The organism is Variovorax sp. GW460-12-1-14-LB1 (genome assembly GCF_059423605.1).
In genome coordinates this window covers 58,617-71,854 of record NZ_JBWKYF010000005.1, presented here as the reverse complement: position 1 = coordinate 71,854, position 13,238 = coordinate 58,617, and the positions used below count along the sequence as shown (strand labels likewise).

The window sequence follows — 13,238 nt, the reverse complement described above, 5'->3', positions numbered from 1 at the left end:
TGCACCAGCGAGGCGCCCAGGCGCTCGCGCATGACTTCGCTCGCACCATCGGCTAGGCACAGCGCCTTGGCCGCGAGCAGGCTGCGAGTCAGGCCCCGGCTCTCGGTCATGCCGCGTGCACCCAGCGCCTGGATGCATTGCCCGATGGCAGCCAGGCTCTCGTTGCCGGCGTAGAGCTTGGCGGCGGCGGCGGCCTCCACGGCCTCGTCGGCGCGCGCCTCGATCAGCGCGGCGGCGCGCTGAGTCAGCAGGCGCAGCGCGTCGTGCACCAGCGAGACATCGACCAGCGACCAGCGCAGGCCCTGCTGGTTCAGCACCGGCTGGCCCGCTACCATTCGTGCGCTGCAGTAGGCCGTGGCCTGTTGCAGCGCGCTGTGCAGCAGGCCGCAGGCCATGGCCGCGATATGCACGCGCGCCTTGTTCACGCCCGTCATCGCCAGCTTGAAGCCATGGCCGGGCGGGTAGAGCACGTCGCTGTCGGGCACGAAACTGTCGTGCAGCTCGAAGCCGGCGATGCCCGCCAACTCCAGGCCATCCAAGGGTTGATCGACCACGCGCCGGCAATCCGGCCCATCCAGCCGCACGATGAAGCAGGCAATGCCCGCGGGGCCGAGCTGCGCATCGGTCTGCGCAAAGACCAGCGCCACCTCGGCCCCCACGGAATTGGCGATCCACTGCTTGCCGCCCGTGAGCCGCCAGCCGCCGTCGACCTTGCGCGCGGCCATGCCAATGGCCGTGAAGTCGCTGCCCGCGCCGGCCTCCGACATGGCGGTGCAGCCGATCAGCTCGCCGCGCAGCATGCCAGGGATGTAGCGCGCCCGGGCCTCGGCGCCAGCGCTCTCGGCAATGCGCAGGATGGCGTTATGGTGGTTGATGAAGGCAAATGCAAACGCAAAGTCCACGCGCGCCAGTGCCTCGACCGCCGCAGCCCGCACGGTATAGGGCAGCCCCAGGCCGCCCAGGGCCTTGGGGACTTCCAGGCCCGCCAGCCCCTGCACACAGGCGTCGCGGATGGCGGGGCCCGCCCACTGGCCGGTGCCGGCCAGCGGCGCAACCTTAGTCTGGGCAAAGCGGCGCAGCGCGGCCAGCACCGGTGCGGCCTCGGACGGCAGCGATTCGATGAGGGCGTCGCGGGTGCTCATGCCCAAGCCTCCCTGCCCGGCTTGCCGGACACACGTATGGCGCCGGCCTGGGCCAGCTCGGCAATGCGCGCGGGCGTGTAGCCGGCCACGCGCTGCAGCACCTCGGCAGTGTCGGCGGCCAGCGCGGGCGGATAGTCCAGCACCGGCGTGCCGCAGTACTTGAAGGGATTGCCGATCATTTCCACGCCCGTATTCGCCCCGGGGCGCGGCACATCCTCGACCATCTGGCGCGCCCGCGTCAGCGGGTGGCGCAGCGCCTCATCTACGCCGAGCACCGGTGAAGCCGGCACGCGCGCCTCGGCAAACAGCGCCAGCCATTCTGCGGACGGCCGCGTGGCGACCAGTGCGCCCAACTCGGCCGTCAACGCCTGGATATTGGCGATGCGCGCGGCCGCGTCATGAAAGCGCGGATCGTCGGCCAGCGCTGGGCGGCCCAGCGTATCGCACAGCTTGCGCCAGAACGCCTCACCGGTGGGCGCCAGCGCAATCCATTTGCCGTCGGCCGCGAGATAGGTGTCGCTGGGCGCGATCATGCCGTGCCGAGCTCCGGTCGCGCGCGGCACCGGGCCGCCACTGAGCCAGCCCTGGGCCTGCCAGGTGAGCATGGCGATCTGCGCGTCGTAAAGCGAGACCTGCACATGCTCACCGCGCCTGGTGCCCAGGGCCTTGACCAGCGCCGCAACCGTGGCCAGCGCCAGGTACAGTCCGCCCGCGAGATCGGCCACTTGGTAGCCCACACGCACGGGCTTGCCGCCCTCTTCGCCGGTGATGCTCATCACGCCGGACAGGGCCTGCAGCATCAGGTCGAACGCGGGCGCGTTGGCCCACTCGCCCTCGTCGTGCAGGCCGATGATCTGCGCGACCACGATGCGCGAGTTGATGGCGCTCAGGCTGGCGAAGTCCAGCCCCAACCGAGCAGGCACGGCGGGCGCAAAGCCGTAGATCACGGCGTCTGCCTCGCGCACCAAGTCATGCAGCGCCAGCCGGCCGCCAGGCGACTTCAGTTCCAGCGCGATGCTGCGCTTGCCCCGGTTGACGGACAGGAAGAAGGGCGAGTCCTGCGTGTCGGACACCGGCGGCACGCGGCGCGCCAAGTCGCCATCCAGTGCTTCCACCTTGATGACCTCGGCGCCCAACTGCGCCAGCAATTGGCCCGCAAAGGGGCCGCCGAGCACCCAACTCAGGTCGAGGATGCGTTTTTGAGAAAGCATGCGTTGGGATCTCCAAAATTGAGTAACGCTCACATTCCATCACCGGCAAACTGAGGTATCAAACGATATAAACTGCCCTTTCTTGTTAGAAAACCTCACATCATGGCCTTGCGCCGCCTGCCCCCACTGGGATCGATCCGCGCCTTCGAAGCGGCGGGCCGGCTGCTGAGCTTCTCGAAGGCGGCGGACGAGCTGTCGGTCACGCATGGCGCGGTAAGCCACCAGATCAAGGCTCTGGAAGGCTGGCTGGGCGTGCCGCTGTTCCTGCGCCAGGGCAAGTCGGTGGCGCTGACCGATCAGGGGCGGCTGTACCTGGACTCGATCAGTCCGGCGCTGGCGGCCATTGCGGCTGCGTCACGGCGCATCAGCACACACGAGGTGCTGCGTGTGAACGCGCTGCCCACCTTCACCATGCGCTGGCTGTTCCCGCGGCTAGCCCAGTTCCGGGCGCTGTACCCGCACATCGAGGTGCAAATCTCCACCGGGCTTGAGCCCATGAGCCGCCTGCCCGCGAACATTGACGTGGTGATCCGCCGCGAGCCGCATGAGGTCACGGGTCTGCACAAGGTACGCGTGTTGTCGGAAACGGCATTTCCCGTGTGTGCGCCGTCGCTGCTCGAGCGCGTGCCGCTCACGCGCATCGCCGACCTGGCGCAGCACACCATCCTGCACTGCCCGGCGCGGCGCACGGCCTGGGACGACTGGCTGGCCATCGCGCACCACAGCCGTGTGGTGCCCGCGCAGTCGCTGGAGTTGGAGCACCTGTACTTCTGCCTGCAGGCGGCCATCGACGGCATCGGCGTGGCCATGGGCTATTCGCCGCTGGTCGCGCCCGACCTGGCCTCGGGGCAGCTCGTGGCGCCGTTCGGCGACAAGGTGCTCACCACCCCCGGCTATTTCGTCATCACGCGCACCGAGCGCCAGCACGATCCGGTGGTTAAGACTTTCTGCGAATGGCTGCTGGAGCAGGGCTCGCGCTTCGACGAAGGCCGGTGAGCTGTGTGCTCGCGCACGCCCTCCGCACACTGCGCTCGCACATGGCGAACCGAATCGCGAACAGGAAGCCCGTCACTGGCCGCGCAGTCCAGATCCTAGTCACGATGACGACACGTCAGCAGTGATCCTTCTCTCCCCCGGTGCCGCCAAGACCTTCGCGGCTGGGATTTAGCCGTCCGCCCTCCGGTTCGTCTGGAACACACGAAGGCTCCGCCCTCATTCGGGGGCAGCATATTGGCACCCCGCATTCGGATGGCACTACTCATGCCTCAATCCAAGCAGGCTCGTGCGTGGGCCGGCGGCTCCTTTGCTTTGCTGACGAAGACACTTCCTATGCCGACTCGGGGCTTTCCACTCTTGACATATGAGTGTGCCCGAATGATGATCATGTTCACTCGATGAATTGAGTGTTCATCTAGTGAACTTAACTGGAAACTCATCACCATTCAGGAGACATATGACGTACGTTGCTTCACGTCGCTCTGTGCTTCGCTCGGCTCTTGCCCTGCCAGCGCTGCATCATTTGGTTTCGCATGCCGACAACTGGCCGAGCCAACCCATCAAATGGGTCGTGCCATACCCTCCAGGGGGCACCACCGACATGCTGGCCAGGGTCATTGCCATAAAACTCGGCGAGCGCTTGGGGCAGCCAATCGTGATCGAAAACAAGCCTGGTGCGGGCGGCAACATCGGCACGGACCACGTGGCGAAACAGCAAGCCAACGGCTACACCATGCTCATGGGCAATATTGGTCCCATCTCGGTAAACCCCTCGCTGTATCCCAATCTTTCCTTCGATCCAATCAAGGATCTGGCCCCGGTGACCCTGCTCCTGGAAGTGCCCAATGTGCTGGTGATCAATCCAGCGCTACCGATCAAATCGGTGCAGGACCTGATTGCCTATAGCACCCGCCAAAATGCGCCCTTGAGTTATGCGACGCCCGGTGCTGGCACATCGCTGCATCTGGCCGGCGAGCTGTTCGCGGCAAAGGCCAAAATGCGCTTGACCCACGTCGCTTACAAGGGCAGTGCGCCAGGGCTCAACGACACCATGGCGGGCCATGTGCCCATGATGTTCGACAACCTGCCTTCCGCGCTTCAACTCGTCAAGACGGGCAAATTGCGAGCGCTGGCCGTCACCAGTTCCAAACGCTCCCCCATGCTCCCCAATGTGCCGACGATGGTGGAAGCAGGTATCCCCGATTACGCGATTACGGGGTGGTTCGGCGTCATGCTGCGTACCGGCACGCCAAAGTTCATTATCGAAAAACTCCATGCCGAAATACGCGCAATACTCGCCATGCCAGAAATAACAGTAAAACTGGAGGAAATGGGCGGCATTGTTTCCGGCGCGGATCCTGAAGCATTTGCACGCTTCATCGCTACGGAAACCGAAAAATGGAGAAAGCTCATCAAGTCCGCCAATATCTCCATCGGATAACGGTCAAATCAGCAAACAAATAATTCCACACAAGCAAGCGGTCAGGATTGAAAAACCGCTCGCGCACGGATTGATAGGAAACGCAGTGATTGACAAGAAGTTTGAAAATGGGGTCTTGGAATTGAAGATCTCCCGCCCCGAAAAGCGCAATGCGCTCAGCCGAGCCATGTACCAGCAGCTTGCAGATGCATTGGATGAAATTCAAAAAACAGCGGAATGCAATGCAATCATTATTCATGGGGAAGGCGACCATTTCACGGTAGGCGCGGACATAGGAGATTTTCAGGAAAAGCGAGGCGAAGGAGATTCACCTGCCGTGGTGTTTCTGCGCAAATTGGCCAGCATCGAAATCCCCGTCGTTGCTGCGGTTGAGGGCTTTGCTGTAGGGATTGGCACGACCATGCTGCTGCATTGCGATTTTGTCTATGCCGGCCAAAGTTCCAGATTTCGGATGCCATTCGTGGAACTTGGCCTTTGCCCCGAAGGCGCATCGAGTCATTTGCTGGAGCGTGTAGTGGGGCCGAGAAAGGCACGCGACTGGCTCATGAGTGCTCGCTTTTTCGACTGCGACGAGGCGCTCGCCGCGGGCCTTCTGACTGCCGCCGCGCCTCAGGGGCAGGCTCTCGACATGGCGCGTGCGACCGCGAAAAAACTGAGCCAGCTGCCGGGTGTATCACTGCGCACCACCAAGAATATGCTGGCGCGGGGCGACAAAGCCGCGGTTCAAGCCGCACTCGACGACGAGGTGCGAAATTTCGCCAAACTGATCAATAGCGAAGCCACGCAAGCCATTTTCAAATCATTTCTCAACAAATCGAGCCGACGTTGAACCCCGGGGCTCGCCGGGGCCGATTCGTGAAGAAAAGCATCATGATTGGAATTAAACAATGAACCTCGAATATACCGAACAAGAGGAAAAATTTCGTGAAGAAGTCCGGCTGTGGATCCGAGAAAATCTGCCGGCCTCGACGGCCGAGAAGGTTCACAATGGATGGCGCCTGTCCCGCGAGGACATGCAAGGCTGGCACAAGATCCTTGGCAAGAAGGGGTGGCTGACCTACCGCTGGCCCGAGGAATTTGGCGGCCCGGGCTGGAGCATTATCGAGCGGCATCTCTTCGAAGAGGAATGTGCGTTGGCCGGGGCGCCCCGCCTGATTCCCTATGGTCCGGTCATGGTGGCTCCGGTGATCATGGCTTTCGGCAACCGGGCGCAGCAGGCGCGATTTCTGCCGGGCATCGCGTCGGGCGAAGTATGGTGGAGCCAGGGATACAGCGAGCCGGGCTCCGGCTCGGATCTCGCATCGCTGAAAACCAGGGCCGAACGCAAGGGTGACGTTTATATCGTCAATGGACAGAAAATATGGACGACGCTGGCCCAGTATGGCGAGTGGATTTTCTGTCTGGTCCGCACGAAATTCGACGGAAAGCCGCAAAGCGGCATCAGCTTCCTGCTCATCGACATGAAGTCGCCCGGCGTGACCGTGCGCCCCATCAAACTGTTGGATGGCGACTTCGAGGTCAATGAGGTCTGGTTCGACAACGTCGAAGTCCCCGTGGAAAATTTGGTCGGGGAAGAAAACCACGGCTGGACCTATGCCAAGCATCTGCTTGCGCATGAGCGTTCGAACATTGCCGAGGTTGCAAGGGCAAAGCGCGAACTGGGACGGCTCAGGCGCATCGCTAGAAAACAGAATCTGCTAGATGACTTCCGGTTTCGCGATGAAATCACAAAATTGGAGGTGGAGATACAGGCGCTGGAAATCCTGGTGCTGCGGGTTCTCTCTGCAGAAAGGTCCGGCAAGAAAGCGCTAGACATTGCAGGCCTGCTCAAGATCCGGGGCAGTGAAATCCAGCAAAGATACAGCGAACTGATGATGCTGGCGGCAGGCCCTTCCGCGCTGCCCATTATCGAGGAAGCGTTGGATATCGATTGGGCCGGAAGCTATCCCGAGGGCGACCGCACCCACGCGCCGCTGGCCGGGACGTACTTCAATCTGCGCAAGACGACCATCTACGGCGGCTCCAACGAAATTCAACGCAACATCATCGCCCAGGCCTTGCTGGGTTAGGAACAACCATGGATTTTGATTTTTCATCCGAACAGGATCAATTGCGCGAGGCCGTCGGCAACTGGGTGCGGCGCAGCTATACGTTCGAGCGGCGGCGGCAAATCGAAAGATCGACTGGCTTCTCTAAGGAGGTCTACGCCGAACTCGCGGCGCTTGGGCTTCCCGCGCTTCTTTTTGGAGAAGAAGACGGGGGAATGGGGCTGGGGCCGGTCGAGATGATGGTCGTGATGGAGGAGGTGGGGCGCGGCATCGTGCTGGAGCCCTTGATGCATGCCTTCCTGTGCAGTTGGGTATTGGCCCAGTCCACGGCGCCGCAGGCGGCCATCTGGCGGGAAAATATCGCTTCAGGCTCCAGCCTCGCCGTACTGGCCTACCAAGAGCCTGGCGCGAGATACGAGCTTTCGTCGTGCACGACCACCGCCACGCCAGACGAAACAGGAACGCATTGGCGCTTGGAGGGGCATAAGTCCCTGGTGGCAGCCGGAGACGAAGCAGATGCCTTCATCGTTCCCGGCCGCACGGCGCAAGGCATGGCGCTTTTCTGGGTTGATCGGAACGACCCCGGCGTTGCCCTCGACAGCTACAGGACCCTGGATGGCGCCCGCGTCGCCCATCTTGCGCTCCATGACGCCACGGGGCATCTCATCACCGAGGACGGATATCGGGCGCTGCAGGCGGCCGTGGATCTAGGGATCGCATGCATATGCGCGCAAGGCGTCGGCGTGATGGAGGCGATGCTTGCCGAAGTCCTGGCATATCTCAACGTGCGCAAGCAGTTCGGTGTGCCATTGGCCAGCTTCCAGGCGCTTCGGCACCGGGTCGCCGATATGAAGACACAGCTTGAACTGGCACGGTCCATGAGCTATCTGGCCACCTTGAAGCTCAACGACTCGCCCGAGGAGCGACACTTTGCCGTCTCGCGCGCCAAGTACCAGCTGGGCAACTCCATGCGATTCATCGGCCAGCAGGGGGTCCAGTTGCATGGCGGCATCGGCATGACGGACGAGTGCGTGGTGAGCCACTATTTCAAGCGCCTGACGCAGCTGGAGATGACCTTTGGCGACACCGCCTACCATCTGGGCCAGATATCCGCTACCTGTCAGTGAGGCAGCGCCCCGGAAGCACGGGGCGAGCGGAGCGGAATAGTCAGGACGTTGCTCCCATAAGGACGACATCGCATGCGCCGACGTCTGCCGAGGACGTCGGCGCTGCGGCGCGCTCCTAAAATTGGTATCCGACAGCGCTTCTATTCCAAACCGATGAAAACCAACCGGTCTATCCAACGATGCCTCGCCTTGCTGAGGGCCTTCCGGGGCCATGCGCGTCCATCGCTCTCGGAGTTATGTAAGGCAACCGCTCTTCCTCATGCAACGGTTCTGAGATTCCTGCTTACTCTGGAGGAGGAGGGCTATGTTGCTCGGCACGAGAGCCAATGGCGATTGACGAGCAGGGTGCTGGAGATCGGTTTCGCCGCGCTGGAAAGTTCGGGAATATCGGAGACGGTGCAGACCACCGTGCAGTCGCTGGCAGATGCATTCTCTGGAACTTCAAATATCGGGGAATCCTGCGATAGCGGGGTTCTGATCATTGCTCGTGCACTGGCGCCTGCCGAGCGCAGGCGGCTGCATGTGGCGAATTTGCGCGTGGGCAGCATACTGCCGGCCGAAAGCGCGCTGGCCAATGCTCTATCTATACCGATCCAAGAGACTTTTGCAATCTTGCACTACCCCAATGGATCTCAAACTTCGTTGGCCGTTCGGATGCCTAGTGCTCTGGGGCGCACCCTCGCATTGGGCGTTTCCGCCGAATCGGAAGAGTTCGCTGACGATCGCAGAGTGCAAGAAGCCGTCGCCCGTTTGCACGAAGAGGCACACAGGATTGGGCACATCCTTGATATCGGCCCTATTTGAGCGCAATGTAAGTATGTTGCGCTGCCTCACCTCATGTCCATGCCAGCCCTCCTTCAATGGCTACGTCGAGCGGCTGGCCCGGGCCAGCAGCACTTGCCTGGCGGCAGCCGCGCGCAACCGCTGCTCCGCGCCGTGCGAGTGGGCCGGCCACATCGTCGGGCCCGGTCACCGTCAACCCTCCACGTCGAGTGGTTCAAAGCGTCCGCTGTTCCGCAGGCCCCGGCGGGTGACACGCAGACGCCTCTCACCGTCCATCTGGCCCGCTCGGGCAAGACAGTGTCTCCAACGCTGCGATCGAGGGGATTCGACGTGCTCATGCGCCGACGATACGAAGCTATGAGAACTTCGATTAGCCGCATGGATTGATGAAGTGTCCTCGCGATCGGTTCAATGGTCCACGCATGACAGCGTCGCTAAATCGATCGATGCGCGGGTGGCGATCGGTATGGTGAAGCGCGGCAACAGCTACGGCGTGCCCCCGAAGCACCTATTTCGTGCGCGTCCGTGATGCGCAGGTCTTGAGTCGCGACGACATATCGCTGCCCACTCGAACATGATCGAAGCCAATGTGAGGGACATTGGATGGAACGCCTCTTCTGCAGCAGACAAACAGGAAACTATTCAATGATAGGTCCGCGTTGTCGTTCAAATTGCCATGAAACATTGCGACCTCGTACTATGGCGTTCACGTGTTGCCCTAGCCGCTGCGCGAGTATGGGTTTCCACGGCACCAAGCTGAATCCCATGCCGTCATCGAGCATCGCGTAACGCCCACTGACGAGCATGACACTGCGCCGATAGATGCCCGCCACGCGCTGGCCGTCGGCCACCGGGCGGTGTTCCAGGCCCGTCTCGGCGGCAATGTCCTTCGCGGCCTGCGCCAGTTCGCGACTACGCAGCGTGACCAACAGGTTGCGCGCCAAGATCACGCGATGCCCACGCCGCTGGACCAGCCCCTGTTCGGCCAGGAAGTCCGCGCGCTGCTGCATGGCCTGCTTCGCCTCGCCGCCAAAGCCTAGGTCGCCCAACCCCTTGCCTCCTCCGATCAACTGATGGTCGAGCCAGGTGGTGCCGATGACGCGGGCTTGCCGCTCGATGGGCAGGTGCGATTTCAGCTCCACCGCCACGCCGCCCATGCGCTGCGCGTCGTAGCGGCGGCCCTGCTCGGGCAGGTCGTCCGGCACCTTCCATAGCCCTTCAGCGACGCGTTCCACGATGCCCGCACGGCGCAGGGCTTCAAGCCGGCGAACGTGAGCCGCCACGCCCTCTTGCGGGTCCCGGTCCGGCATGACCTGGCCCTGCGCGATGGCGAGGTGATGGTCGGTGCGATACAAGCCGTCGCTCGCCAGCGCGGCGATGTTCCTGTCGGCCGCGCGCACATCGGCCGATCCCGTCACCTCCACCACGGCACCAGCCGGATAGTTCGCCAGCTCGTCGCGGGCGTTTAGCGCGACGTAGTGGGCCTTGCCGTCCACACCATCGATGACCAGATAGCCCCGGTCGCGCAGTTCGTCGGCCAGCCCCTTGGCGGCCACGCGGCCGAGAATGGTTCGGCCGTCGTCACCCGGCTCGAACACCGCCAACTCGCGCGGCTCGCCGCGCATGGCCCGCTGCACGGTGCGGATGATGTCGCCACGCTCGCCCAATGCGCGCAAGGTCTTCTCGGTGTCGGCATGGACGGCCCACGTGCCGGGCTTCATCTCGTCAGCCAGGCCCAGGCGCTGCAAGCGTTGCAGGCGGCCGATCAGCAGCAGGCGCTGGCGTTGCAGCTGCGGTTCGTTGAAGCGTTCGACATGCACCAAGCCATCATCGCCAAACTCGCGCTTGAGCGTGCGATCCAGGCTCGTCCACCGCTCTTGCTCCACCTCGCGCTGCAAGGTCTGCTGGATCTCCCGCTCGGTGCGCAGCCCCAGCCATTCGGTCGCCAGCTCGGCGGCGCGATGGCGGAAGCCATCGGCGATGTAGTCAGCCGAAATGATGAGGTCTTTGCCGGTGTCGTCGCGCCCTCGCACGACGATGTGGGTGTGCGGGTTGTCGGTGTTCCAGTGATCGACGGCCACCCATTCCAGCCGCGTGGCCAGATCGGCCTCCATGCGGCCCATGAGGTGCCGCGTGTAGGTGCGCAAGTCTTCCAACTCCGCACCATCCTCGGGCGAGAGGATGAAGCGGAAATGGTGCCGGTCGTCTGTGCAGCGTTCCTTGAACGCATCGAGGTCGGTTTCGTCGGTCTGCGGCCCGTAGGCCCGACCCGGTTCACCATCGCGGCCCACGCCGTCGCGCTCAATGTAGCGCAGGTGCTTGGCGAGCGACTGCGGGCTGGATTGACGCTGGTTGACCAGCAGCGTCTTGATGGTCACGCGCCGCGACATGGGCGTCCGCTTTGCGCCCGCGAAGCGCGCCGCCGTGTGGCCACGCCCCAGCCGTGAGCCAGGCCGCTGGCCGGTGCCACGCGCCGATGCCGGGCGGCGCACCGAGGACTTGCCGCTGCTTGCCTTGCCAGCCTGCTTGAGCACCTTGGAGACGAAGCCCTGGCCCTGGCCCTTACCCCGGTTCTTCAGGGTGCTGGGGCGGATGCGGAAATCATCGTCGCGGCGGTCGCTCATGGCTGCGCTCCCTGCAAGCTCTGGCATGCCCGGTCGTGCGAAGCACGCGGACATGCCTGCATGGGCGGGGGCTTCGCTTCCTGCGCGGCACGGCGGCGAAGCCGCTCCCCCCCCCCCCCCCCCCCCACCCCCACGTGCAGACTGGGTTTGCGGGCCGACAGGGGCCGCCCCCTTTTGTCTTGCCTTCCGCCTTTGCCCCTCGCTGACGCTCGGGGCAGCGGCGGCCCGGCGGCGCTGCTGCGTGAGCAGCCAGCGCGCCGGCGAACGCGGACACGGCCGCAGGCCGGGCGCGTTCGAGGCAAGACACCTGCACGTTGGACAGCCGCTCCGGAGGCAGCGCGAAGTGCGGTGCGAATGCACCCGCGCTGCACGCGCGATGACACGGTGGCAGCCAGCAGAACGACATGCCCGATGGCACGACGAGATGCACGGCAACGTGCAGCGAGACGACAGCCATCATGGGCGGGCCTCCAACCAGACCGGGCGCGCGATGCCGATCACGGCGGATGCGCTGACCGGCCCGAAATACCGGCCGTCGAACGACGCCGGGTTGGTCACGCTGAGCAGGAACAGTTCGCCGGATTCGAGGCGACGGCATTGCTGCCAGGACGGCAGCGGCCGGCTCCAGCGGTCGGCGGGCAGCACGGCGGCCGAAGGCACGCCGTCGATGCGGACGACGGCGCCAACGACGCACACCTCCTGCGGCGCGACGGCGCCCACGCGCTTGAGCAGCGGAACGCGCGTCGGCAGGTAGCCGCGCTGCGCGGCCAGCGCTGCAGCATCTGGCGGCAGCGTAGCCAGGACGATGCTGCCCATGGACAACGGACGTGGCAGCGAGCCAGAGCCGTGGCCCAGCGGATCGATGCGATACCAGCCGACCGCCACGCTGTCGGACGAGTTGTAGATCAGGCGCGGCGGCGGGTGCACGAAGGACGCCCAGGCCAGCGCAGCGAGGCCGCAGGCTGTCAGGCTCGCCAGCACGATGCGAGCGCGCCAACGTGAACGGCTGTGCGAGCAAGGACGCGGCGCGGTGCCAGTCGTGGAAACAGCGATCATCGCAGCGCCCTCCCCGTCAGCCAGCCGGCGTGCCGTTCGACGGTGTATTCGGGCAGCGGCAAGCGCGCAGCGAGCCGGTTGCCCACCGTGCACCAGTACGCGGGCGATGCGGCGGCGGGTGCGATGCCCATTGCCTCGATGGCGTCGATGCGTTCCAGCACGGCGCGGACTTGATTCTCCCCTTCGGCATGCAGCAGCAGGCGCGCACCGGGTTGCACGCCTTGGATGCGCTGCGCCGCATCCAAGGGTGTGCAAGCCTGCATCGCCATGAGCTGCCAGCGGATCGTGCCGTAGTCGTTGGACTGCCAGCGGATGCGGCAGAACACGGCGTTTGGCAGGAACACGGCCACGCTGCGCCAGCGGTCGAGCCGCAGCGTACGCGCCGGCTCGCCAAAGCGCAGGTAGAGCTTGAAGCGATGCTCAAGGAAGGCCAGAGAAACGCGCGTCAGCGGCGTTGACGTAGGCCGGCCCGTGAGCACCGCGACTGACGACGGCGATGCCGCCGTCGCTGCGGTAGCAGCAGGCAAAGCGAATGCATTCATGGCGTGTTCTCTCTGCGATGTTCCGGAAACTCCCGCTCCAGCAGGCCGCGCAGCAGGTCGGCCACGGTCACGCCCTGCGTGAAGGCCGATACCTTGATGCGCGCCCGCAGCGCGGGCGTGATGTCGAGGGTCAGGCGCGCGGTGTAGAGATCGCCCTTGTTCAGCGCATCGGCGTCGCCCTGGCGAATCCACGCCTCGGCGTGCGGATTCGCGGGCGGACGCGCGCCGATGCCGACGCGCTTGGCTTAACGTTTGCTGTCGGTTGGTG

General features: G+C 64.2%; 11 protein-coding genes and 1 pseudogene. 6 read left to right on the top strand and 6 right to left on the bottom strand.

All coding sequences use genetic code 11. The features are described from left to right. Positions 1–17 precede the first annotated feature (17 nt). Together AC07Y4_RS04190 and AC07Y4_RS04185 are read right to left on the bottom strand one after the other, a co-directional pair. Positions 18–1,142, bottom strand: a pseudogene (locus AC07Y4_RS04190) (acyl-CoA dehydrogenase family protein); the annotation flags it as partial. Beyond that, positions 1,139–2,353 carry a CaiB/BaiF CoA transferase family protein gene (locus AC07Y4_RS04185; protein WP_494797378.1) on the bottom strand — a complete coding sequence of 405 codons (1,215 nt, stop codon included), beginning with the start codon at positions 2,351–2,353 and terminating at the stop codon, positions 1,139–1,141. The pseudogene AC07Y4_RS04190 and the gene AC07Y4_RS04185, both read right to left, overlap by 4 nt. 102 nt (positions 2,354–2,455) lie before the next feature. Here AC07Y4_RS04185 and gcvA point away from each other — a divergent pair, with 102 nt between their 5' ends. The 6 genes from gcvA (at position 2,456) to AC07Y4_RS04155 (ending at position 8,769) form a co-directional block, all read left to right on the top strand. Next, positions 2,456–3,349 (top strand): transcriptional regulator GcvA, encoded by an 894-nt coding sequence (gene gcvA, locus AC07Y4_RS04180; protein ID WP_494797379.1) that lies wholly within the window; start codon positions 2,456–2,458, stop codon positions 3,347–3,349. Between the two features lie 457 nt (positions 3,350–3,806). After that, entirely contained in the window at positions 3,807–4,790 is a 984-nt protein-coding gene (locus AC07Y4_RS04175; protein ID WP_494797380.1) for a Bug family tripartite tricarboxylate transporter substrate binding protein, read from the top strand. Positions 4,791–4,875: 85 nt separating this feature from the next. Then, positions 4,876–5,619: an enoyl-CoA hydratase-related protein gene (locus AC07Y4_RS04170; protein WP_494797381.1), complete on the top strand. Its 744-nt coding sequence runs from the start codon at positions 4,876–4,878 to the stop codon at positions 5,617–5,619. Between the two features lie 58 nt (positions 5,620–5,677). Further along, the gene (locus AC07Y4_RS04165; protein WP_494797382.1) at positions 5,678–6,859 is read left to right on the top strand and encodes an acyl-CoA dehydrogenase family protein; all 1,182 of its coding nucleotides are present in this window, start codon (positions 5,678–5,680) and stop codon (positions 6,857–6,859) included. Positions 6,860–6,867: 8 nt separating this feature from the next. Beyond that, positions 6,868–7,965, top strand: a complete 1,098-nt coding sequence (locus tag AC07Y4_RS04160) for an acyl-CoA dehydrogenase family protein (protein ID WP_494797383.1) — start codon at positions 6,868–6,870, stop codon at positions 7,963–7,965. 72 nt (positions 7,966–8,037) lie between these two features. Beyond that, entirely contained in the window at positions 8,038–8,769 is a 732-nt protein-coding gene (locus tag AC07Y4_RS04155) for a helix-turn-helix domain-containing protein (protein WP_495274193.1), read from the top strand. Between the two features lie 617 nt (positions 8,770–9,386). Here the strand turns inward: AC07Y4_RS04155 and AC07Y4_RS04150 are convergent. The 4 genes from AC07Y4_RS04150 to AC07Y4_RS04135 form a co-directional block, all read right to left on the bottom strand. Then, positions 9,387–11,372: a relaxase/mobilization nuclease domain-containing protein gene (locus AC07Y4_RS04150; protein WP_494797385.1), complete on the bottom strand. Its 1,986-nt coding sequence runs from the start codon at positions 11,370–11,372 to the stop codon at positions 9,387–9,389. A 456-nt stretch (positions 11,373–11,828) separates the two neighbouring features. Next, the gene (locus tag AC07Y4_RS04145; protein WP_494797386.1) at positions 11,829–12,428 is read right to left on the bottom strand and encodes a S26 family signal peptidase; all 600 of its coding nucleotides are present in this window, start codon (positions 12,426–12,428) and stop codon (positions 11,829–11,831) included. Next, complete coding sequence (locus AC07Y4_RS04140) at positions 12,425–12,970, bottom strand: DUF2840 domain-containing protein (RefSeq protein ID WP_494797387.1); 546 nt, start codon at positions 12,968–12,970, stop codon at positions 12,425–12,427. Before AC07Y4_RS04140 ends, AC07Y4_RS04145 begins: the two co-directional genes overlap by 4 nt. Next, the gene (locus tag AC07Y4_RS04135) at positions 12,967–13,200 is read right to left on the bottom strand and encodes a chromosome partitioning protein ParB (protein WP_494797477.1); all 234 of its coding nucleotides are present in this window, start codon (positions 13,198–13,200) and stop codon (positions 12,967–12,969) included. Before AC07Y4_RS04135 ends, AC07Y4_RS04140 begins: the two co-directional genes overlap by 4 nt. Positions 13,201–13,238 lie beyond the last annotated feature (38 nt).